Annotated in this window: 17 protein-coding genes; 16 read left to right on the forward strand and 1 reads right to left on the reverse strand. The window is 58.3% G+C overall.

Annotated features, from left to right (window positions below):
* Window positions 1-112 precede the first annotated feature (112 nt).
* From NNN71_RS00200 to pxpA, 13 genes are all read left to right on the forward strand, one after another.
* Window positions 113-5053, forward strand: coding sequence for an alpha-2-macroglobulin family protein (locus tag NNN71_RS00200; RefSeq protein WP_271457630.1), 4941 nt, complete (start codon window positions 113-115; stop codon window positions 5051-5053).
* Between the two features lies 1 nt (window position 5054).
* On the forward strand, window positions 5055-7373 hold the full coding sequence (gene pbpC / locus NNN71_RS00205; protein ID WP_271457631.1) for a peptidoglycan glycosyltransferase PbpC: 2319 nt from the start codon (window positions 5055-5057) through the stop codon (window positions 7371-7373).
* A gap of 233 nt (window positions 7374-7606) precedes the next feature.
* Window positions 7607-8038: a nucleoside-diphosphate kinase gene (gene ndk / locus NNN71_RS00210; protein WP_064543541.1), complete on the forward strand. Its 432-nt coding sequence runs from the start codon at window positions 7607-7609 to the stop codon at window positions 8036-8038.
* 167 nt (window positions 8039-8205) lie between these two features.
* Entirely contained in the window at window positions 8206-9372 is a 1167-nt protein-coding gene (locus NNN71_RS00215; RefSeq protein WP_163448274.1) for a bifunctional tRNA (adenosine(37)-C2)-methyltransferase TrmG/ribosomal RNA large subunit methyltransferase RlmN, read from the forward strand.
* 278 nt (window positions 9373-9650) lie between these two features.
* Window positions 9651-10676 (forward strand): cytoskeleton protein RodZ, encoded by a 1026-nt coding sequence (rodZ, locus tag NNN71_RS00220; RefSeq protein WP_249022899.1) that lies wholly within the window; start codon window positions 9651-9653, stop codon window positions 10674-10676.
* A 26-nt stretch (window positions 10677-10702) separates the two neighbouring features.
* Window positions 10703-11821: a flavodoxin-dependent (E)-4-hydroxy-3-methylbut-2-enyl-diphosphate synthase gene (gene ispG / locus NNN71_RS00225; protein ID WP_065355919.1), complete on the forward strand. Its 1119-nt coding sequence runs from the start codon at window positions 10703-10705 to the stop codon at window positions 11819-11821.
* A gap of 93 nt (window positions 11822-11914) precedes the next feature.
* Window positions 11915-13189, forward strand: coding sequence for a histidine--tRNA ligase (gene hisS, locus NNN71_RS00230; RefSeq protein WP_167575243.1), 1275 nt, complete (start codon window positions 11915-11917; stop codon window positions 13187-13189).
* Window positions 13190-13222: 33 nt separating this feature from the next.
* Window positions 13223-13840, forward strand: coding sequence for a YfgM family protein (locus NNN71_RS00235; RefSeq protein WP_064543551.1), 618 nt, complete (start codon window positions 13223-13225; stop codon window positions 13838-13840).
* Between the two features lie 10 nt (window positions 13841-13850).
* Complete coding sequence (bamB, locus tag NNN71_RS00240) at window positions 13851-15029, forward strand: outer membrane protein assembly factor BamB (protein ID WP_163448271.1); 1179 nt, start codon at window positions 13851-13853, stop codon at window positions 15027-15029.
* Between the two features lie 86 nt (window positions 15030-15115).
* On the forward strand, window positions 15116-16591 hold the full coding sequence (der, locus tag NNN71_RS00245) for a ribosome biogenesis GTPase Der (protein WP_163448270.1): 1476 nt from the start codon (window positions 15116-15118) through the stop codon (window positions 16589-16591).
* A gap of 210 nt (window positions 16592-16801) precedes the next feature.
* Window positions 16802-17458: a 5-oxoprolinase subunit PxpB gene (gene pxpB / locus NNN71_RS00250; RefSeq protein ID WP_064543672.1), complete on the forward strand. Its 657-nt coding sequence runs from the start codon at window positions 16802-16804 to the stop codon at window positions 17456-17458.
* Window positions 17452-18384 (forward strand): 5-oxoprolinase subunit PxpC, encoded by a 933-nt coding sequence (gene pxpC / locus NNN71_RS00255; RefSeq protein WP_167575244.1) that lies wholly within the window; start codon window positions 17452-17454, stop codon window positions 18382-18384. Before pxpB ends, pxpC begins: the two co-directional genes overlap by 7 nt.
* Complete coding sequence (pxpA, locus tag NNN71_RS00260; RefSeq protein ID WP_271457632.1) at window positions 18374-19111, forward strand: 5-oxoprolinase subunit PxpA; 738 nt, start codon at window positions 18374-18376, stop codon at window positions 19109-19111. Before pxpC ends, pxpA begins: the two co-directional genes overlap by 11 nt.
* A 39-nt stretch (window positions 19112-19150) precedes the next feature.
* Here the strand turns inward: pxpA and NNN71_RS00265 are convergent, their stop codons facing one another.
* Window positions 19151-19699 (reverse strand): winged helix DNA-binding protein, encoded by a 549-nt coding sequence (locus NNN71_RS00265; RefSeq protein WP_163446550.1) that lies wholly within the window; start codon window positions 19697-19699, stop codon window positions 19151-19153.
* A 265-nt stretch (window positions 19700-19964) separates the two neighbouring features.
* On the opposite strand from NNN71_RS00265, the gene NNN71_RS00270 reads away from it, so the two are divergent.
* Genes NNN71_RS00270 through NNN71_RS00280 form a run of 3 tightly spaced genes read left to right on the forward strand, consistent with a single transcriptional unit; the run spans window position 19965 to window position 22692 of the window.
* Window positions 19965-20687 carry a DUF969 domain-containing protein gene (locus NNN71_RS00270; RefSeq protein ID WP_249022901.1) on the forward strand — a complete coding sequence of 241 codons (723 nt, stop codon included), beginning with the start codon at window positions 19965-19967 and terminating at the stop codon, window positions 20685-20687.
* A complete protein-coding gene (locus tag NNN71_RS00275; protein ID WP_163446552.1) occupies window positions 20684-21670 on the forward strand; it encodes a DUF979 domain-containing protein in 987 nt (328 codons plus the stop codon). The genes NNN71_RS00270 and NNN71_RS00275 overlap by 4 nt, the downstream gene beginning before the upstream one ends.
* Before the next feature lie 26 nt (window positions 21671-21696).
* Entirely contained in the window at window positions 21697-22692 is a 996-nt protein-coding gene (locus NNN71_RS00280; RefSeq protein WP_271457633.1) for a DUF2891 domain-containing protein, read from the forward strand.
* Window positions 22693-22825 lie beyond the last annotated feature (133 nt).

Consider the following 22825-nt stretch of genomic DNA (forward strand, 5'->3'; position numbering starts at 1 on the left):
ACATCCCAGAGAGATGGCCAGCAATGTGATCCTTAGCTACTGGCAAACGCCTCCCTGGGGCATAATACTGTGTTGATGACTCAAACAGACTTCACCAGTCAGAGGTTACAGGATGAAACCCTTTCGTTTGGCTACGCTGGCACTCGCGCTGGCAATGACGTTCACGTTGGCCGGTTGCGACAATAAAAACGACGACAAACCCGCAGCCCCTTCGACGCCAGCCGCTGCCGCACCGGTAAAACCCGATGCCGCCCAGCTTGAAAAACTCGCCCGGCAGAGCCAGGGCAAAACGCTTACCCTGCTCGATGCCTCCGAAGTGCAGCTCGACGGCGCGGCAACGCTGGTGCTCACTTTCTCCATACCGCTTAACCCCGATCAGGATTTCAGCAAAACGGTCCACCTGGTAGACAAAAAGAACGGTAAGGTTGACGGCGCATGGGAGCTGGCGCCGAATCTCAAAGAGCTGCGGCTGCGCCATCTGGAACCGAAACGCGACTTGATTGTGACCGTCGATCCTGAGCTGGCGGCGCTGAATAAGTCGACTTTTGGCACCAGCGTCGAAAAAACGCTGACCACCCGCGATATTGCGCCGAGCGTCGGCTTTGCCAGCCGCGGATCGCTGCTGCCGGGCAAGGTGGTGGAAGGGCTACCGGTGATGGTGCTCAACGTGCCGCACGTTGACGTGAACTTCTTCCGCGTGAAGCCGGAATCGCTGGCCGCGTTCGTCAGCCAGTGGGAATACCGCAGTTCGCTGAGCAACTGGGAGTCGGATGAGCTGTTGAAGATGGCCGATCTGGTCTACACCGGGCGATTTGACCTTAATCCGGCGCGCAACACCCGGGAAAAACTGCTGCTGCCGCTGAAAGATATCGCGCCGCTACAGCAGTCTGGCGTCTACATCGCGGTGATGAACCCGGCGGGACAATACAGCTACAGTAACGCCGCGACGTTGTTTACCCTGAGCGACGTCGGCGTATCGCTGCACCGTTATCACGGCCAACTTGATGTGTTTACCCAAAGCCTGGAAAACGGCGCTGCTCAATCAGCAGTTGAATTGACGCTGTTAAACGACAAAGGTCAGACGCTGGCGCAGGCGACCAGCGACGCCAAAGGTCACGCCACGCTGCAAACCGACAAAGACGCGGCATTGATGCTGGCACGTAAAGACGGGCAGACGACGTTGCTGGATCTGAAACTGCCCGCGCTGGATCTGGCTGAGTTCGATGTTGCCGGCGATCCTGGTTATCGCAAGCAGTTCTTTATGTTTGGCCCGCGCGATCTCTATCGTCCCGGCGAAACGGTGATCCTCAACGGCCTGCTGCGCGACAGCGACGGCAAGCCGCTGCCCGACCAGCCGGTGAAGCTGGAAGTGGTGAAACCGGACGGCCAGGTGGTTCGCAGCGTGGTGAGCCAGCCGCAGAACGGCCTGTATCAATTGACCTACCCGCTGGATAGCGGCGCGGCGACCGGCATGTGGCATATCCGCGCCAACACCGGCGATAACCAGCTGCGCGAGTGGGATTTCCACATCGAAGACTTTATGCCCGAGCGCATGGCGCTGAGCCTGACGCCGCAGACGACGCCGCTGGCCCCCGCTGACGACGTCAAATTCGCCGTTTCCGGCTACTATCTGTACGGCGCGCCCGCCAGCGGGAACAGTCTGCAGGGGAAATTGTTCCTGCGCCCGCTGCGCGATGCGGTCGCGGCGCTGCCGGGCTTCCAGTTTGGCGATATTGCGCAAGACAATACTTCCCGTAGCCTGGATGAAATGAATCTGACGCTGGATGACAAAGGGCGGGGAGAAGTGACCACCGCCAGCCAGTGGCAGGAAACGCACTCGCCGCTGCAGGTGATTCTTCAGGCCAGCCTGCTGGAGTCTGGCGGTCGCCCGGTAACCCGTCGGGTGAGCCAGGCTATCTGGCCCGCCGCCGAACTGCCGGGGATCCGCCCGCAGTTCGCCAGCAAGGCGGTCTATGACTACCGCACCGACACCACGGTGAATCAGCCGATCGTCGAAGAAAATAGCCAGGCCGCGTTTGACATTGTTTACAGCAACGCTGCCGGTGACAAAAAAGCCGTTTCCGGCCTGCAGGTGCGGCTGATCCGCGAACGCCGCGACTACTACTGGAACTGGTCGGAAAGCGACGGCTGGCAGTCTCGCTTCGATCAAAAAGATCTGGTGGAAGGCGAAGAGACGCTGGATCTCAAAGCCGATGAGACCGGTAAAGTCAGCTTCCCGGTGGAGTGGGGCGCTTACCGTCTGGAAGTGAAAGCGCCGAATGACGCGGTCAGCAGCGTGCGCTTCTGGGCAGGCTATAGCTGGCAGGATAACAGCGACGGTAGCGGCGCGGCGCGACCGGATCGCGTGACCTTAAAACTTGATAAACCGAGCTATCAGCCGGGGGATACCATCAAGCTGCACGTAGCTGCTCCGGCGGCCGGTAAGGGCTATGCGATGGTAGAGTCCAGCGATGGCCCACTGTGGTGGCAAGAAATTGACGTCCCGGCTCAGGGGCTGGATCTGTCTATTCCGGTCGATAAAAGCTGGAATCGTCACGACCTCTATCTGAGCACGCTGGTGGTTCGTCCGGGGGATAAATCACGTTCCGCGACGCCGAAACGTGCGGTTGGCGTGTTGCATCTGCCGCTGGGCGATGAACAGCGTCGACTGAACGTGGCGCTGGAAAGCCCGCAAAAAATGCGGCCAAACCAGCCGCTGAGCGTCAAAGTGAAAGTGAATCGCAAGGAAGGCGCGGCGCCGAAGCAGGTAAATGTGCTGCTGTCTGCGGTTGACAGCGGGGTGCTGAATATCACCGATTACGCCACGCCGGATCCGTGGCAGGCGTTCTTCGGCCAGAAACGTTACGGCGCGGACATCTATGATATCTACGGCCAGGTCATTGAAGGTCAGGGGCGGCTTGCCAGCCTGCGCTTCGGTGGCGACGGCGATGAATTGAACCGCGGCGGCAAACCGCCGGTGAATCACGTCATGATTATCGCCCAGCAGGCGCAGCCGGTAACCCTTGATGACAACGGTGAAGGTACCATCACTCTGCCAATCGGCGATTTTAACGGCGAGCTGCGGGTGATGGCGCAGGCGTGGACGAGCGAAGATTTCGGCAGCGCAGAACAAAAAGTGGTGGTGGCTGCGCCGGTGGTGGCCGAGCTGAACACCCCGCGCTTTATGGCCGGTGGCGATAGCGCGCGACTGACGCTGGACGTCACTAACCTTACCGATAAACCTCAAACGCTGAACGTGAAGATTGCGGCTACGGGCCTGTTGACGCTGAAAAGCGGTCAACCGTCGTCGGTGACGCTGGAGCCGGGCGTGCGCACCACGCTATTTGTGCCCGTCAGCGCCAGTGATGGCTTCGGCGATGGTGAGGTGAACGTCACCGTATCGGGGATGAATCTGCCGGGCGAAACGCTGGCCGACCTGCACAAGCAGTGGAAAATTGGCGTGCGTCCGGCCTTCCCGGCGCAAACGGTGAACAACGGCGCGGTGCTGCAACCCGGTGAAAGCTGGAGCGTGCCGGCTAACCAGAACGCGCTCTTCTCGCCGGTGACACAGCAGGGCCAGCTCCTGCTCAGCGGGAAACCCCCGCTGAACCTGGCGCGCTATATTCGAGAGCTGAAAGCCTATCCGTACGGCTGTCTGGAACAAACCGCCAGCGGCCTGTTCCCGCAGCTTTATACCAACGCCGCGCAGCTAAAAACGTTGGGCATTGCGGGTGACAGTGATGACAAACGCCGTGCGGCGGTGGACATCGGTATCTCGCGGCTGCTGCAAATGCAAAAAGAGAGCGGCGGCTTTGGGCTGTGGGATAAAGAAGGGCCGGAGGAGTACTGGCTGACCGCCTATGCTATGGACTTCCTGGTGCGCGCGGCGGAGCAAGGCTATAGCGTTCCGGCGCAGGCGATTAACAACGGCAACAACCGGCTGCTGCGCTATCTTCAGGAGCCGGGGCTGATGAGCGTTCGCTACACCGACGATAATGCCGCCAGCCGCTTCGCCATTCAGTCCTATGCCGGGCTGGTGCTGGCCCGACAGCAAAAAGCGCCGCTGGGCGCGTTACGCGAGCTATGGGAACGCCGCAAGCAGGCGCGCTCCGGTCTGCCGCTGATGCAGTTAGGTATCGCGCTGAAGGCGATGGGCGACGCGCCGCGCAGTGAACAGGCATTACAGCTGGCGCTGACCACCAAACGCTCGGACCAGACCCGTTGGTTGGCAGACTACGGTAGCGACCTGCGAGATAACGCGCTGATGCTGGCCCTGTTGGAAGAGAACAAACTGCTGCCGGACGCGCAGAATGCGCTGCTGCAAACCCTCTCCGAACAGGCATTTAGCGAACGTTGGCTGTCAACACAGGAGAATAATGCGCTGTTTCTCGCGGCGAGAAGCGTGCTGGACCTGCCGGGTAACTGGCAGGCGCAAACGACGCTGGACAGCCAGCCGTTGCAGGGCGATAAGGCGTTGACGCGTAACATCGATGCTGAACAGCTTTCGGCGCTGAAAGTGACCAACAGCGGCCAGCAGCCGCTGTGGCTGCGCCTCGATAGCACCGGCTACCCGGAACACGCTCCGGCGGCCAGCAGCAACGTGCTGCATATTGAACGCCAGTTCTATGGCACTGATGGGCAGCGTAAATCGCTCTCTTCGCTGCGCAGCGGTGAACTGGTGCTGGTGAAACTGGATATCAATGCCAGCCAAAATGTGCCGGACGCGCTGGTGGTGGATATGCTGCCTGCCGGGCTGGAACTGGAAAACCAGAATCTGGCCAACAGTAGCGCGAACCTGCAGGATAACGGCAGCGAAGTGCAGGAGTGGCTAAACCAGATGCAGCAGGCAGATATTCAACATATGGAATTCCGTGATGATCGCTTTGTGGCCGCGGTGGCAGTGAATGCCAATCAGCCGGTGACGGTGGTCTATCTGGCGCGGGCGGTGATGCCGGGGACCTATCAGGTGCCGCCAACGCAGGTGGAATCGATGTATGTGCCAGCCTGGCGTGCAGTTGGCGCGGCGGACGATATGCTGATCGTCGTACCGTAAGATGCGGATCGTCTGCTTGAAACGCTCCGTCTGGCGCTGGCTGGCCGGGGCGGTGGTACTGTTTTGCGGCGCGATTGTGCTGGCGGATAAGCAGTGGCCGCTGCCGCTGCATGAAGTGTCCCCCGCGCGGGTCGTGGTCGCCGAAGATGGCAGCCCGCTGTGGCGCTTTGCCGACGCCGAGGGGATCTGGCGCTACCCGGTCACGATTGAAGAGGTCTCGCCGCGTTACCTCGACGCCCTCATTCAGTATGAAGACCGTTGGTTCTGGGATCATCCCGGCGTCAATCCGTTTTCTATCGCCCGCGCCGCCTGGCAGGATCTCACTGCCGGGCGCGTGGTCTCTGGCGGCAGCACGCTCACCATGCAGGTGGCGCGGCTGCTGGACCCGCATCCGCGCACTTTCGGCGGTAAGTTTCGCCAGCTCTGGCGCGCTTTCCAGCTGGAGTGGCACCTCTCTAAGCGCGACATTCTTACGCTATATCTCAACCGGGCGCCGTTCGGCGGCACGTTACAGGGGATCGGCGCGGCAAGCTGGGCCTATCTCGGCAAACCGCCCGCCGATCTGAGCTACGCTGATGCCGCGCTGCTGGCAGTTTTACCGCAGGCGCCGAGTCGGCTGCGTCCGGATCGCTGGCCCGAGCGGGCGCAGGCGGCACGCAATAAAGTGCTTGATCGTCTGCTGACGCAGGGCGTCTGGCCTGCCAATGTGGTTAACGAAGCGAAAGAAGAGCCGGTCTGGTTGTTCCCGCGTCAGATGCCACAGCTGGCGCCACTGTTTGCCCGCGCGATGCTGGCCCGCAGCCGGGAAGAGAAAATTGTCACTACGCTGGATGCCGGGCTACAGCGGCAGCTGGAAGATTTAGCGCTGAACTGGAAATCGCGGCTGCCGCCACGCAGCTCGCTGGCGATGATCGTGGTGGATAATCGCGACATGAAGGTGCGCGGCTGGGTCGGTTCGGCGGATATCGCCGATGACAGCCGTTTTGGCCACGTGGATATGGTCACCGCAATTCGTTCGCCCGGCTCGGTGTTGAAGCCATTCTTATATGCCATGGCATTGGACAGCGCGTTGATTCATCCGGCGTCCCTGCTACAGGATGTGCCGCGGCGGATCGGCGATTATCGCCCTGGTAACTTCGATAGCGGTTTCCACGGCCCGGTGAGTATGAGCGACGCGCTGGTGCGATCGCTTAACCTGCCCGCAGTACAGGTGCTGGACGCCTATGGGCCGAAACAGTTTGCCGCACGTTTGCGTAATGCGGGGTTGCCGCTGATCTTACCGGCAGGGGCGGAGCCGAATTTGTCATTGATTCTCGGCGGTGCGGGCGCCCGTCTGGCCGATATTACCGCCGCCTATAGCGCCTTCGCTCGTCACGGGAAAGTGGGTAAATTGCGGATGCTGGCAAGCGATCCGCTGGTTGAACGCCCGCTGCTGTCGCCAGGCGCGGCGTGGATTACTCGACGTATTCTGGCGGGGGAAGCGCAGCCTGTGCCGGATGCTTCGCTACCGCAGGTGCCGTCGCTGGCGTGGAAAACCGGCACCAGCTATGGCTATCGCGATGCCTGGGCGATTGGCGTCAACGCGCGTTACAGCATCGGAATCTGGACCGGCAGACCCGATGGCACACCGGTCGCCGGACAATTTGGTTTTGCCAGCGCCATCCCGCTGCTCAATCAGGTGAACAATCTACTGGCTTCGCGTGGTGTGCGTCAGCAGGAAGGACGCGATCCGAGGCCGGCCTCAGTGAGCGCGGCGGAAATCTGTTGGCCGGGTGGTCAGCCGCTGCCGGCGGGAGACGGTAACTGTCGTCGTCGGTTATCGACCTGGGTGCTGGATAATAGCCTGCCGCCCACGCTGCTGTTGCCGGAACAGGAGGGGATGCAGGGTATCCGTTTCCCGCTGTGGCTGGACACCGCAGGCAAGCGGGTGGCGGCGGACTGCCCGGATGCTCGCGAGGTCACCCTTAACGTTTGGCCGCTCCCGCTGGAGCCGTGGCTCCCCGCCGCGGAGCGCCGCGCGGCGCGACTGCCGCCAGTTTCAGCAATCTGCCCGCCGAGACAGTTGCAAAATGTCGCACCGCTGATGCTCACTGGCGTGCGGGATGACGCGGTCATTCGCCGCCTGCCGGGCGCGCGTAGCGCGCAGGTGGTGCTACAGGCCCATGGCGGAGAAGGTCGGCGCTGGTGGTTCCTTAACGGCGACCCGCAGGCGGATGCGGACGACCGTCTGGTGTTAACGCTGGAGAAAACCGGAGCCTATCAGTTGGTGGTGATGGATGATGCGGGGCAAATGTCGGTGGCTAACTTTACGCTACAGTGATGGATATTGTCGGGCGGCGTAATCGGGTAGGCACGATAAGCGTAGCGCCATCGGGCACAACGGGCGCACCATGCCGATGATAGGCTCGGTAGCAGATCTGTTGCTTAAAAGTATTTTATTTTAAAAAAATGTTACCTTCATCCATAGGCAACGGCGCAGAGGCTCATTATAATCCGCGCCAGATCATACAATGCGTATGCACGACAACAGAATAAATTTTATTAGAGGTAATCATGGCTATTGAACGTACTTTTTCCATCATCAAACCAAACGCGGTGGCAAAAAACGTTATTGGCAGCATCTTCTCTCGCTTTGAAGCAGCAGGGTTTAAGATTGTTGGCACCAAAATGCTGCACCTGACCGTTGAACAGGCTCGCGGCTTCTACGCTGAGCACGACGGTCGTCCGTTCTTCGATGGCCTGGTTGAATTTATGACTTCCGGTCCGATCGTGGTTTCCGTGCTGGAAGGCGAAAACGCCGTTCAGCGTCACCGCGACCTGCTGGGCGCAACTAACCCGGCCAACGCACTGGCGGGCACGCTGCGCGCTGACTACGCGGACAGCTTCACTGAGAACGGTACCCACGGTTCCGACTCCGTTGAATCCGCCGCGCGTGAAATCGCCTTCTTCTTCGGCGAAGGCGAAGTGTGCCCACGTACCCGTTAAGGGGGCGTTTACACTTTATTTCGTGAATGCCGCGTGCAGACGTGGCATCCATGCGCCAGAATTTGTACAATGCAGCGCCCCCGGACGAGCAGACCGCTGTCCAGGGGCGCTTCTTTTTATCAACCCTCCAGGGGCCATAACGTGTAACAACGAGGCCGGAATAGAAAATGTCTGAACAAATTGTCACGCCTGAGAGCGCCATCCCGGCGGTTCCCAACAAAGATGGAAAAATTAACCTGCTGGATCTCAACCGTCAGCAGATGCGCGAGTTTTTTAAAGACTTAGGCGAAAAACCCTTCCGCGCCGACCAAGTGATGAAGTGGATGTACCACTACTGCTGCGACGACTTTGATGAAATGACCGACATCAACAAAGTCCTGCGCGGTAAGCTTAAAGAAGTCGCTGAAATTCGCGCGCCGGAAGTGGTTGAAGAGCAGCGTTCTTCGGACGGCACCATCAAATGGGCGATTGCCGTCGGCGATCAGCGCGTTGAAACCGTTTATATCCCGGAAGACGATCGTGCGACCCTGTGCGTCTCCTCACAGGTCGGCTGCGCGTTAGAGTGTAAATTCTGCTCTACGGCTCAGCAGGGTTTCAACCGTAACCTGCGGGTATCGGAAATTATCGGCCAGGTGTGGCGCGCGGCGAAAATCGTCGGCGCAGTCAAAACCACCGGCGTACGTCCGATCACCAACGTGGTGATGATGGGGATGGGCGAACCGCTGCTGAACCTGACCAACGTGGTCCCGGCCATGGAAATCATGCTCGATGATTTCGGTTTTGGTCTGTCTAAACGTCGCGTGACGCTGTCTACTTCTGGCGTAGTGCCTGCGCTGGATAAACTGGGCGACATGATTGACGTTGCGCTGGCTATCTCTCTGCATGCGCCGAACGACACCATTCGTGATGAAATTGTACCGATCAACAAAAAGTACAATATTGCCACCTTCCTGGAGTCCGTTCGCGGCTACATTTCGAAGTCCAACGCCAACCAGGGCCGCGTGACCATCGAATACGTCATGCTGGACCATATCAACGACGGTACCGAGCACGCGCATGAGCTGGCTGAACTGCTGAAAGACACGCCGTGCAAAATCAACCTGATTCCGTGGAACCCGTTCCCGGGCGCGCCGTATGGTCGTAGCTCCAACAGCCGCATCGATCGCTTCTGTAAGGTACTGATGGGTTATGGCTTTACCACCATCGTACGTAAGACCCGCGGTGACGATATCGATGCCGCCTGCGGCCAGTTGGCCGGTGATGTTATTGACCGTACCAAACGTACCATGCGCAAGCGTATGCAGGGTGAATCCATCGCCGTGAAAACGGTGTAATCCCGCGCCGCGTGCGTCAGAAATGGCGCACGCAAAGTTAAGTGCTTAAGGATTAGGCGAAACGTACTGATCTGGTTAATAATTACGGTGCGTTTCATCAAGTATTGAGGCAGTATGTAGCGTTACATCGACAGCGTGAATAGGGCTTTTGACGCTGTTTTGGAGTAGGGTATACCGGGCAGCTTGTCTGTCTGTTCGATAACACGACCGGATGTTTCGCGGTGCGAGAACGGCTTCGCATCAGAACCTTAAATTTCACGAATCAGCAGTTGTAGCGAATGAATACTGAAACCAACCACGACCAACAAGAAGCACAAACTACGGGTGTCCGTTTGCGTAATGCCCGTGAACAACTCGGACTCAGCCAGCAAGCCGTCGCAGAACGCTTGTGCCTGAAGGTTTCCACCGTTCGTGATATTGAAGAAGATAAGGCGCCTGCTGAACTCGCTTCAACATTCTTGCGTGGTTATATCCGCTCTTACGCTCGCCTCGTGCATATTCCTGAGGAAGAGCTGCTGCCGATGATGGAAAAGCAGGCGCCGGTTCGCGCAGCGAAAGTCGCGCCGATGCAGAGCTTCTCTCTGGGCAAACGTCGTAAAAAACGCGATGGCTGGCTGATGAGCTTTACCTGGCTGGTGCTGTTCGTGGTGGTGGGATTAACCGTCGCCTGGTGGTGGCAGAACCACAAAGCGCAGCAGGAAGAAATCTCGACCATGGCTGACCAATCCTCCGTTGAGCTGAAGGCCAACGGCAGCGATTCACAAAATATTCCGCTGAATACGGGCGCAGATGCGACCTCGTCTCCGGCAACCACCGATACCGCGGGCGCGCCGAATTCCAGCGCCGCTGCACCGGCGGATACTTCCGCGCAGGCGCCGGCAGACACCGCTGCGCCAGCCGCAACCGCCCAGAATAATGCCGTGGTGGCGCCGTCTCAGGCTAACGTTGATACCACCACCGCGCAGACCACCCCTGCACCGCAGACCGCGACCCCTGGCGCGCTGCCGACCGACCCGGCACAAACCGCCGCGCCGGTGGCTGACGCTAACGCGCTGGTCATGAACTTCTCCGCCGACTGCTGGCTGGAAGTGACCGACGCCACCGGTAAAAAACTGTTCAGCGGCCTGCAACGTAAAGGTGGCAATCTGAATCTGACCGGTCAGACGCCTTATAAACTGAAAATTGGCGCACCGGCTGCAGTGCAGATCGAATTCCAGGGTAAACCGGTCGATCTGAGTCGTTTTATCAGAACTAACCAGGTTGCGCGCCTGACCGTGAGTGCTGAACAATCACCGGCACAATAACAGACGCGTAATGCGGGAGATTTTTCATGCACAACCAGGCTCCTATTCAACGTAGAAAATCCACACGCATTTACGTTGGGAACGTGCCGATCGGCGATGGGGCACCTATCGCCGTCCAGTCAATGACCAATACGCGTACGACGGATGTCGAAGCGACGGTTAATCAAATCAGAGCGTTAGAACGCGTGGGTGCGGACATTGTCCGCGTCTCCGTGCCGACGATGGACGCCGCAGAAGCGTTCAAGCTTATCAAACAGCAGGTGAACGTTCCGCTGGTCGCCGATATCCATTTTGACTACCGTATTGCGCTGAAAGTCGCGGAGTACGGCGTCGACTGCCTGCGTATTAACCCGGGCAACATCGGCAACGAAGAGCGTATCCGCATGGTTGTTGACTGTGCGCGCGATAAAAACATCCCGATCCGTATCGGCGTTAACGCCGGATCGCTGGAAAAAGATCTTCAGGAAAAATACGGCGAGCCAACCCCGCAGGCGCTGCTGGAATCGGCGATGCGCCATGTCGATCATCTCGATCGTCTGAACTTCGATCAGTTCAAAGTCAGCGTGAAGGCTTCCGATGTGTTCCTGGCAGTGGAGTCTTATCGTCTTTTGGCTAAACAGATCGATCAGCCGCTGCATCTTGGGATCACCGAAGCGGGCGGCGCGCGCAGCGGTGCGGTCAAGTCCGCAATCGGCCTCGGGCTGCTGCTGTCCGAAGGCATCGGCGACACGCTTCGCGTTTCGCTGGCAGCCGATCCGGTTGAAGAGATCAAAGTCGGTTTCGATATCCTGAAGTCGCTGCGCATCCGCGCGCGTGGGATCAACTTCATCGCTTGCCCAACCTGTTCCCGTCAGGAATTTGACGTGATCGGTACGGTGAACGCGCTGGAGCAGCGCCTGGAAGATATCATCACCCCGATGGACGTCTCCATCATCGGCTGCGTGGTGAATGGCCCTGGCGAAGCGCTGGTGTCGACGCTGGGTGTCACCGGCGGCAATAAGAAAAGCGGCCTGTATGAAGACGGCGTGCGTAAAGACCGCCTGGACAACGATGATATGATTAGCCAGCTTGAAGCCAGAATTCGCGCGAAAGCGTCGGTGCTGGATGAAGCTCGCCGTATCGACGTTCAGCAGGTTGAAAAATAACGAGATGGGAAGCCGCTTGCTTCCCGTGTATGATTGAACCCCGCGGGCGTGTTCTGCGCCGAGGGTTCATTTTTATATATAAAGAGAATTAACGTGGCAAAAAACATTCAAGCCATTCGCGGCATGAACGATTATCTGCCTGGCGAAACCGCCATCTGGCAGCGCATTGAAGGCACACTTAAGCAGGTGCTCGGCAGCTACGGTTACAGCGAAATCCGTTTGCCGATTGTAGAGCAGACCCCGTTATTCAAGCGCGCAATCGGTGAAGTGACCGACGTGGTTGAAAAAGAGATGTACACCTTTGAAGACCGCAATGGCGATAGCCTGACGCTGCGTCCAGAAGGGACTGCGGGCTGCGTACGCGCCGGCATCGAACATGGTCTTCTGTACAATCAGGAGCAGCGTCTGTGGTACATCGGGCCGATGTTCCGCCACGAGCGTCCGCAGAAAGGCCGTTACCGCCAGTTCCATCAGCTGGGGGCGGAAGTGTTTGGTCTGCAGGGGCCGGATATTGATGCGGAGCTGATCATGCTGACCGCGCGCTGGTGGCGTGCGCTGGGTATTGCTGAACACGTTAATCTGGAACTGAACTCTATCGGTTCATTGGACGCGCGCGCCAATTACCGCGATGCATTGGTCGCCTTCCTCGAACAACACGTTGAAGTGCTGGATGAAGACTGCAAGCGCCGTATGTACAGCAACCCGCTGCGCGTGCTGGATTCTAAAAATCCGGACGTGCAGGCGCTGTTAAACGATGCGCCGAAGCTTGGCGACTACCTGGATGAAGAGTCCCGCGAGCACTTTGCTGGCCTGTGCGCGCAGCTGGATGCCGCCGGTATTGCCTATACCGTGAACCAGCGTCTGGTACGTGGTCTGGATTACTATAACCGCACCGTATTTGAGTGGGTCACCAACAGCCTGGGCTCACAGGGTACCGTCTGTGCAGGTGGCCGTTACGACGGTCTGGTTGAGCAACTGGGCGGTCGTGCGACCCCAGCCGTAGGCTTCGCTATGGGCCTGGAACGACTTGTTTTATTAGTTCAGGCAGTTAATCCGGAATTTAAAGCCGATCCTGTTGTCGATATATACCTGGTCGCCTCAGGTACCGGAACTCAGTCAGCCGCAATGCGCCTGGCCGAGCAGGTGCGTGATGCGTTACCGGACGTGAAGCTGATGACGAACCATGGCGGCGGCAACTTTAAGAAGCAGTTTGCCCGCGCGGATAAATGGGGTGCTCGTATTGCCCTGGTTCTGGGTGAGTCTGAGGTTGAGCAAGCCACTGTTGTCGTGAAGGATTTGCGCTCTGGCGAGCAGACAACCGTAACGCAGGAAGGCGTTGCCGCGCATTTGCGCACTATTCTGGGTTAATCTCCAGGACATCATTATCAGGAGAAGGGCTGCGTGGAAATTCATAACGAAAACGATCAGGTTGAAGCGATTAAAAACTTCTTTGCCGAAAATGGCAAAGCGCTGGCCGTTGGGGTAATTTTGGGGATCGGTGCGCTAGTCGGCTGGCGCTACTGGAACTCTCATCAGGTAGACTCGGCCCGGGAATCTTCCATGGCCTACGAAAATGCCGTTTCTTCACTTAGCTCAGGGAAACCGGAAGCGCTGGCCTCGGCAGAGAAATTCGCCGCCGAAACCAAAAACACCTACGGGTCGTTTGCTTCTCTGGAACTGGCGCAGGTCTTCGTCGATAAAAACGATTTGGCACAGGCGGAAAAGCAGCTGCAGCAAGGGCTGGCTGCCGCTTCTGATGACAACCTGAAGTCGGTTATCAACCTGCGTCTGGCGCGCGTTCAGCTGCAAATGAAGCAGGCTGATGCGGCGCTGAAAACGCTGGAAGGCGTGAAGGGCGAAGGCTGGACGGCGATTGTTGCTGATTTACGCGGGGAAATCCTGCTCAGTAAAGGTGACAAGCAGGGCGCGCGTGCAGCGTGGGAAGCTGGCGCTAAGAGCGATGCATCTCCGGCGCTCAGTGAAATGATGCGCATGAAAATTAATAATTTGTCCGTCTGAGAGGGACCCGATGCAATTGCGTAAACTACTTTTGCCAGGACTGCTTTCTGTCACTCTGTTGAGTGGTTGTTCATTGTTCAGCGGCGAAGAAGACGTTGTGAAAATGTCTCCGCTGCCGACCGTAGAGAACCAGTTTACTCCGTCTACCGCCTGGGACGTTTCCGTCGGTAGCGGGATTGGCGATTTCTACTCCAACCTGCATCCGGCTTATGCGGATAGCGTGGTGTATGCCGCCGACCGTAAAGGCACCGTGAAAGCGGTCAATGCGGATGACGGTAAAGAAGTCTGGTCCGTGAATCTGGCGGAAAAAGACGGCTGGTTCTCTCGTAAACCGGCGCTGCTTTCCGGCGGTCTGACCGTTTCCGGCGGCCACGTGTACGTCGGCAGCGAAAAAGCGCAGGTTTATGCGCTGGACGCGGGCGACGGTTCTATCGTCTGGCAGACCACCGCGGCGGGTGAAGTTCTCTCTCGCCCAACGGCGAGCGATGGCCTGGTGCTGGTTCACACCAGTAACGGCCAGCTGCAGGCGCTGGATGAAAACAGTGGCGTCGTGAAGTGGACGGTGAACCTGGATATGCCAGCGCTCTCTCTGCGCGGCGAATCTGCACCGGCTGTGGCCTATGGCGCGGCGATTGTTGGCGGCGATAACGGTCGCGTGAGCGCGGTCCTGATGCAGCAAGGCCAGCTGATTTGGCAGCAGCGTATCTCCCAGGCGACCGGCACGACCGAAATCGACCGTTTGAGCGACGTGGATACCACGCCGGTTATCGTGAATGGCGTGGTTTACGCCTTAGCCTACAATGGTAACCTGACGGCGCTGGATCTGCGCAGCGGCCAGATTCTGTGGAAACGCGAGCTGGGTTCGGTGAATGATTTCATCGTTGACGGCAACCGCATCTACATCGTCGATCAGAATGACCGTATTCTGGCACTGACCACCGACGGCGGCGTGACCCTGTGGACGCAGAGCGATCTGCTGCACCGTCTGCTGACCGCACCGGCGCTGTATAACGGCAGCCTGGTTGTCGGCGATAGCGAAGGCTACATGCATTGGGTTAACCCGGAAGACGGGCGCTTTGAAGCGCAGCAGAAAGTTGACAGCTCCGGCTTCCTGACGGAACCGGTGGTCGCCGACGGTAAACTGCTGATTCAGGCAAAAGACGGCACGGTTTACGCGATTACGCGTTAATTTCGGCTGTCGTAACTCTATTGGCGGCTCCTGTTTAATCAGGGGCCGTTTGCTATTTTTAGATTTTGAGTAAATGAGGCTTTAACATGGTACCTGTGGTCGCGCTTGTCGGGCGCCCTAATGTTGGAAAATCCACGCTATTTAACCGCCTGACGCGCACTCGTGATGCGCTGGTTGCGGATTTCCCGGGTCTGACTCGTGACCGTAAGTACGGTCGTGCTGAAGTTGAAGGGCGTGAATTTATCTGTATCGATACCGGCGGTATCGACGGCACGGAAGAAGGCGTGGAAACGCGCATGGCGGAACAGTCGCTGCTGGCGATTGAAGAAGCCGACGTTGTACTGTTCATGGTTGATGCGCGCGCCGGGCTGATGCCGGCGGACCAGGCCATTGCTAACCATCTGCGCGCGCGTGAAAAGCCGACTTTCCTGGTGGCGAATAAAACCGATGGTATCGATCCGGATCAGGCCGTCGCCGATTTCTGGTCGCTGGGCCTCGGTGACATTCACCCGATCGCTGCCTCTCATGGCCGTGGCGTAACCACGTTGCTGGAGCAGGTGTTGCTGCCATTCGTGGATGACGTTAATCCGCCAGAAGAGGTGGACGAAGACGCAGAGTACTGGGCGCAGTTTGAGGCGGAAAATGGCGAAGGCGAAGAAGAGCCGGAAGACGACTTCAATCCGCAGGATCTGCCGATCAAAATCGCTATCGTTGGCCGTCCGAACGTAGGTAAGTCAACGCTAACTAACCGTATCCTCGGCGAAGACCGCGTGGTGGTCTATGACATGCCGGGCACCACCCGTGACAGCATCTATATCCCGATGGAACGCGATGAGCGTGAATACGTGCTCATCGACACCGCCGGGGTACGTAAGCGCGGTAAAGTGACGGATACGGTAGAAAAATTCTCGGTTATCAAAACATTGCAGGCCATTGAAGACGCTAACGTCTGTCTGCTGGTGATTGATGCGCGTGAAGGCATTTCCGATCAGGATCTGTCTCTGCTCGGCTTTATCCTCAATAGTGGGCGCTCACTGGTCATCGTCGTCAACAAGTGGGACGGCCTGAGCATGGAAGTGAAAGAGCAGGTGAAAGAGACCCTCGACTACCGTCTGGGCTTTATCGACTTTGCGCGCGTGCACTTCATCTCTGCGCTGCACGGCAGCGGTGTTGGTAACCTGTTTGAATCTATTCGTGAAGCTTATGACAGCTCCACCCGCCGCGTGGGGACAGCGATGCTGACCCGCATCATGACCATGGCTGCTGAAGATCACCAGCCGCCGCTGGTGCGCGGTCGTCGCGTGAAGCTGAAATACGCCCACGCCGGTGGTTATAACCCGCCGATTGTGGTGATTCACGGCAACCAGGTAAAAGACCTGCCGGATTCTTACAAGCGCTATCTGATGAACTACTTCCGCAAATCGCTGGACGTGATGGGCACCCCTATCCGCATTCAGTTCAAGGAAGGCGAGAACCCGTATGCGAATAAACGCAATACCTTGACGCCGACTCAGATGCGTAAACGTAAGCGTTTGATTAAACACATTAAGAAAAGCAAGTAAGCGTTCACGCTAAGCGCGAATTTGCCAAATATATCAAGCCCGCATAATGCGGGCTTTTTACTGCTCGTCGTTCAGATAACCGGATTCGCTCGTACAGATCCAAACTGAAGACATTGACACATTTGCATTATTGCTGAATTGTAAATGGAAATGGTGGCCGACTTTAACATCCATCGGCCTCTGCAACCCAGCATGAGTAAAGGTGAAAACGTGCAGCGAGCGCGGTGTTATCTGTTAGGAGAGAGCGCGGTGGTTCTGGAGCTGGAACCGCCGCTGACGCTGGAAAGCCAGCAACGGATTTGGGGGCTGGCGCAACGTCTGGCGGGAGTGCCCGAAGTGGTTGAAGTGATTCCGGGGATGAACAACATCACCGTGATGCTTCGTAACCCGGCGTCGTTGGCGCTGGATGCCATCGAGCGTTTACAGCGCTGGTGGGAAGAGAGCGAAGCGGTGACTCTGGACTCACGGCAGATAGAGATCCCGGTGATTTATGGCGGTGAGCACGGCCCTGATTTAGCGGATGTGGCGCGGCATACTGGCCTGAGTGAACAGCAGGTTGTTGAACGCCACGCGTCGGCGGACTACATCACCTACTTTATCGGCTTCCAGCCTGGTTTCCCCTATCTTGGCGGCCTGCCAACTGAACTGGCGACGCCGCGACGGGCGGAACCGCGCCTTGCCGTACCCGCGGGATCGGTGGGAATTGGCGGCAGTCAGACGGGAATCTATCCGCTGCCGACCCCCGGTGGCTGGCAAATCATTGGCCGTACCGATTTACGCCTGTTCGACCCGCAGCGAGAGCCTGCGACGCTACTACAGCCAGGCGATCGGGTTCGTTTTGTGCCGTCTAAGGAGGGCGTGTGTTAGAGATTATTCGCGCAGGGATGAGCACCACCTTGCAGGACGGCGGGCGACACGGTCTACGGCAGTCGGGGATTAGCCGCTGCGGGGCGATGGATTCTGCGGCATTGCGCATCGCTAATCTGCTGGTCGGTAACGCCGCCGACAGCGCCGTACTGGAAATTACGCTGGGGCAGTGTGATTTGGTTTTTCATCGCGACGGCTGGTTTGCTCTCGCGGGCGCGGACTGCGCGGCCACGCTCGACGGTCAGCCGGTGTGGTCCGGCTGGCGTTGGCCGGTGCGCGCGGGCCAGCGCCTCAAACTGGCGCTGCCAAAACGTGGGATGCGCAGCTATCTGGCGGTGGCTGGCGGTTTCGATGTGCCTTGCATGATGGGTTCTTACAGCACCGATTTAAAGGCCGGATTCGGCGGCTTTGAGGGGCGAAGCCTGCAAGAGGGCGATCGCCTGCCGCTGCGCCCGGCAACGCGTGACTTCCGTCAGCGTCGCGGCGTGCGTCAGTTGCTGTGGGGCAACCGCGTACGCGCTTTACCGGGGCCGGAGTACCATGAGTTTTCCGCCGCCGCGCATGAGTCCTTCTGGCGCGCGCCATGGAAGCTCAGCCCGCAGAGCAATCGCATGGGCTACCGTATGCAGGGCCAGGTGCTGGAGCGTACGGAATCTCGCGAGATGTTCTCCCACGGTCTGCTGCCCGGCGTGGTACAGGTGCCGCACAACGGCCAACCGATTGTACTGATGAACGACGCGCAGACCACCGGCGGTTACCCGCGCATTGCCTGCGTGATTGAGGCGGACATGTACAACCTGGCGCAAATCCGGCTCGGTGAAACGGTACACTTTGACCTCTGCACGCTGGAAGAGGCGCTAGCCGCGCGCGCTCAGCAGCAGCGTTACTTTGAACAACTGGAATGGCGATTGAACGATGAAGATTGATTTAAACGCCGATCTCGGCGAAGGCTGTGAGAACGACAGCGCGCTGATGCCGCTGATTACGTCGGCCAACATAGCCTGTGGATTCCATGCCGGGGACGCGCAGACCATGCGCCAGAGCGTGTTGCTGGCGCTGAAACACGGTGTGGCTATCGGCGCACACCCGAGTTTCCCCGACCGGGAAAACTTTGGCCGTACTGCGATGCAGCTACCGCCTGACGTGGTCTATGCGCAGACGCTGTATCAGATTGGCGCGCTGGCGGCGATCGCCCGCGCCGAAGGCGGTGCGCTAACGCACGTTAAACCTCACGGCATGCTGTACAACCAGGCGGCGAAAGAGCCGCTGCTGGCGGATGCTATCGCCAGAGCGGTGCACAATGTTGAACCGTCTCTTATCCTGGTGGGGTTAGCCGGTAGCGAGCTCATTCGCGCAGGTATACTTCATGGGCTGACCACTCGGGAAGAGGTGTTTGCCGATCGCGGCTATCTGGCGGACGGCTCGTTGGTACCGCGTAGCGAGGCTGGCGCGCTGATTCACGATGAGGATGAGGCGGTAGCCCGTACGCTGGAAATGGTGCTGAATGGCCGGGTAATGAGCCGTGATGGCGTCTGGGCAAAGGTGAATGCCCAGACGGTGTGTCTGCACGGTGACGGCGCGCAGGCGTTGGCATTCGCTCGTCGGCTGCGCGATGCGTTCGACGCCCGGCAGATTGCCGTACGCGCCGACTGAGTTTCCTGCGCTCGTCGTCCGTCTCCGGCGAGCGCCTTGCTACAGCGACGCCGCAGCCCGTGCGGCGGTGTCATACAGCGACGAGATGGTCCGCAGCAACTGGGCGGTCTCGCCAATCGAATGTCCCGGAATACCGCTCTCCACCTGAATCGAAATCAAACACGCTTCCCGCACGTCGCGGTATTTCATGCACAGCGCTTTCCCTTCTTCCGTAGTGTAGAAATAGAGCTCCTTACCCACTTTCTCACTGGTGACGTAGCCCGCTTTGACCAGTTTTTTCAGCGCATAGGTCACCACGTGGGTGTCTTCCACGTTCAGCACAAAGCAGATATCCGCCAGCTTCTTCTTGCGATTGCGATGGTTCACGTGATGCAAAAGCGACACATCAAACGCCCCCATATCCGGCTCGCCCGCCGCGGTCATACAGCGCACCATCCATTTGTTGAAGGCGTTACTGGTCATGATCAGGGCGTACTCCAGCTCCGATAATTCCGCGCAGCGCTCGGAGATCAGATGGCGTGAGGAGACGATCCGGCTTTCGTTGATATCGTCGTTTGTGGCAGGTGTAGCTGTTTTTTTCGAGGTCATAACTGTCCTTACGCAATTGTGACTATTCGCAAAGAATGTAAATGAAACGAGATAATATAAGAACGTTTTATTGATAAATTGTTTACATGTTATCCGCGTTCAGATATAGATTTTTAGCACAGACCGATGACGCATACGTAGATTTACGCGGTCTGATGACACAACACAACATCGTTCGCCGCAATGCCGCACGCTTCACCTTGAGGTGACGCGATAAAAAAGAGCCTTCGGCGTGCAACGCACACTTTGGATAGGGTAAACGTTTATGGACGGTACGACACTGATGCCGCTTATCGGGATTCCGGTGGTGGTGATTGGCTTTGCGCTGCGCTTTAACCCGCTGCTGGTGGTCGTTGTCGCCGGTCTGGCGACAGGACTGCTGGTTGGCATGGATTTCGGCATGCTGCTGGAAACCTTTGGCGAAAAGTTTGTGAATAGCCGCTCACTGGCGACTTTCATTCTGATTCTGCCGGTGATTGGCCTGCTGGAATACTACGGTCTGAAGGAGCGCGCGCAGGCGTGGGTGGCTAAAATCGCCAGCGCCACCTCGGCGCGTATTCTGATGCTCTACTTTGTGGCGCGTGAGGGGACGGCCGCGCTGGGCCTGATGTCACTGGGCGGTCATGCACAGACGGTACGCCCGCTGCTGGCGCCGATGGCGGAAGGGGCGGCGTTGAATGAATACGGCGAACTGCCGCAGCACATCCGCGATAAAATCAAAGCGCACGCCGCCGCCTGCGACAATATTGCCGTCTTTTTCGGCGAAGATATTTTTATCGCCTTCGGCGCGGTGCTGTTGATTGACGCCTTCCTCAAAGAGAACGGGATTAGCGGGATTGAACCGCTGCATATTGGCCTGTGGGCTATTCCGACGGCCATTTCCGCGCTGATTATCCACATGATTCGCCTGCTGCGTCTGGACGCCAGCATTCGCCGTGACGTGATGGCGTGGCGCAACGCCCAAGGCTCGAAGGCGGTGACGCCATGAGTACACTTATCACCATCAATCGCGTTTATTACCTGATCGGTTTTGTCGTGATGCTGCTGGTTATCATGACGCTGCGCGATCGCGGCAACCCGAAACGTTTTACCACCGCGCTGTTCTGGTTCCTGTTCGGCGGGATTTTCCTGTTTGGCGATCTGATGGTCCAGGAACTGGGGAAATCGCTGGCTTATCGCATTATCGGCGGGGCGGTGATTGTCATAGCGCTGCTGGCGGGCTGTGGGCTGGTTGGCAAAGGCGAATACAAAATGTCGAGCGACAGCGAACGTGTTGCCTCGTCTAACCGACTGAAAAATTGGTTATTCCTGCCTGCATTAATGATTCCAGTAGTGACGGTCATCGGCACGCTGTTCCTGAAAGGCGTATCGATTGGCGGCGTGTATCTGCTTGACCAGAAGCAACTGACGCTGGCGGCGCTGTGCGTGGCCTGTGTGGCGGCCATTCTGACCGGCTGGTGGTTGACGCGTGGCACGCCGCTGCATGCCATTCGTCAGTCTCGCCGTCTGGTGGACACCATTGGCTGGGCGGTGATTCTGCCGCAGATGCTCGCCATGCTGGGCGGCGTATTTGTGGTCGCGGATACCGGCGAATCGGTGCAGAAGGTGGTGAGCCTGTTTGTGAACCCGGATAACCGCTTCATGCTGGTGGTGATTTACTGCGTCGGTATGGCGCTGTTTACCATGATCATGGGCAACGCCTTTGCCGCCTTCCCGGTACTCAGCGCCGGTATTGCGCTGCCGTTCCTGATCCATCTTCACCACGGCAACCCGGCGCCGCTGCTGGCGATTGGGATGTATGCCGGCTACTGCGGCACGCTGATGACGCCGATGGCCGCCAACTTCAATATTGTGCCCGCTGCGCTGCTTGAGCTGAAAGATAAGTATCAGGTGATTAAGGTTCAGATCCCCACGGCGCTGCCGCTGCTGGTGGTGAACGTCTTTTTAATGTACTTCCTCGTGTTTCGCTAAGCGCGGTGACTTTTTCAGGAGCTGTTATGGAATTAACGCAACATCAGGCTGACGCTTTCGCCCGTATGCCCTTGACCTATTTGCGCCAGGAATATCCAAACCACATCATGCATCTGCTGAATGATGATGGCGATGTGCTGCCGCCCCGTACGCTGCACCCGATTTTTTATGGCTGCTTCGACTGGCACTCGGCGGTACACGGCTACTGGCTACTGCTGCGCTGCGTGCGCCTTTACCCGGATCTGCCGTGCCGCGATGAAATCATCGCGCTGTTTGACGAGCATTTCACCGAGGAAAATGTGGCGCAGGAGCTGGCCTATTTCACCGCGCCGTTCCGCGCGTCGTTTGAGCGTCCTTACGGCTACGGCTGGCTGCTGGCGTTGGCGCAGGAGCTGAAACACGCCTCTCTGCCGCAGGCCGCGCGTTGGTTTGCGACGCTCGAACCGCTGACACAGGATATCCGTACCCGCCTTATCGATTATCTCAGCAAGCTGACCTACCCGATTCGCGTGGGCACGCACTACAACACCGCTTTCGCACTGGCGCTGGGGCTGGACTACGCCCGCGCGCTGTCCGATAAGACGCTTGAGGGGGCGATTCTCGACGCCGCTAACCGCTTCTATGTGGCCGACACGCAGTACCCGGCGCATTATGAACCGGGCGGTGACGAGTATATTTCCGGCGCGTTGACCGAAGCGCTGCTGATGAGCAAAGTCGCGAGGAACTTCCCGGCGTGGTTTGATGCCTTCCTGCCGGACGTGGCGTCGGTGTCGGCACTGATGAACCCGGCGGAAGTGAGCGACCGTACCGACCCGAAAATTGCCCATCTTGACGGCCTGAACCTCAGCCGCGCCTGGTGTATGAAACATATCGCCCGCGCTTTGCCGCAAGACCATGCGGCGCAGCAAGCGCTGGGCGACGCCGTGGCGCGCCATCTGGCGGCCAGCGTTGAGCACGTGGTGGGCAGCCACTACAGCGGCGGCCACTGGCTGGCGAGCTTCGCGCTGCTGGCACTGGAGTAAGCTTCTCAAGGTACTCCGGTGTCGCCGGGGTGCCTTTTTCCCGGCAAGGGAAATGGCAAAATGTTATTGGTCTAATGGCGATTTCTGCTTCTCTCGACCATCCTTTCTTTATTCGCGTATTTACGCGACTCAC

The sequence above is a fragment of the Kluyvera sp. Awk 3 genome (assembly GCF_028069715.1).
GTDB classification, from domain to species: Bacteria; Pseudomonadota; Gammaproteobacteria; order Enterobacterales; family Enterobacteriaceae; genus Kluyvera; species Kluyvera georgiana_A.

Coding starts and splice junctions, on each gene's coding strand:
- rodZ (WP_249022899.1), top strand. CDS start 9,651: ATGAATACTGAAACCAACCACGACCAACAAGAAGCACAAACTACGGGT.
- NNN71_RS00200 (WP_271457630.1), top strand. CDS start 113: ATGAAACCCTTTCGTTTGGCTACGCTGGCACTCGCGCTGGCAATGACG.
- pxpA (WP_271457632.1), top strand. CDS start 18,374: ATGAAGATTGATTTAAACGCCGATCTCGGCGAAGGCTGTGAGAACGAC.
- bamB (WP_163448271.1), top strand. CDS start 13,851: ATGCAATTGCGTAAACTACTTTTGCCAGGACTGCTTTCTGTCACTCTG.
- NNN71_RS00265 (WP_163446550.1), bottom strand. CDS start 19,699: ATGACCTCGAAAAAAACAGCTACACCTGCCACAAACGACGATATCAAC.
- ispG (WP_065355919.1), top strand. CDS start 10,703: ATGCACAACCAGGCTCCTATTCAACGTAGAAAATCCACACGCATTTAC.
- NNN71_RS00270 (WP_249022901.1), top strand. CDS start 19,965: ATGGACGGTACGACACTGATGCCGCTTATCGGGATTCCGGTGGTGGTG.
- NNN71_RS00275 (WP_163446552.1), top strand. CDS start 20,684: ATGAGTACACTTATCACCATCAATCGCGTTTATTACCTGATCGGTTTT.
- NNN71_RS00280 (WP_271457633.1), top strand. CDS start 21,697: ATGGAATTAACGCAACATCAGGCTGACGCTTTCGCCCGTATGCCCTTG.
- NNN71_RS00215 (WP_163448274.1), top strand. CDS start 8,206: ATGTCTGAACAAATTGTCACGCCTGAGAGCGCCATCCCGGCGGTTCCC.
- pbpC (WP_271457631.1), top strand. CDS start 5,055: ATGCGGATCGTCTGCTTGAAACGCTCCGTCTGGCGCTGGCTGGCCGGG.
- ndk (WP_064543541.1), top strand. CDS start 7,607: ATGGCTATTGAACGTACTTTTTCCATCATCAAACCAAACGCGGTGGCA.
- der (WP_163448270.1), top strand. CDS start 15,116: ATGGTACCTGTGGTCGCGCTTGTCGGGCGCCCTAATGTTGGAAAATCC.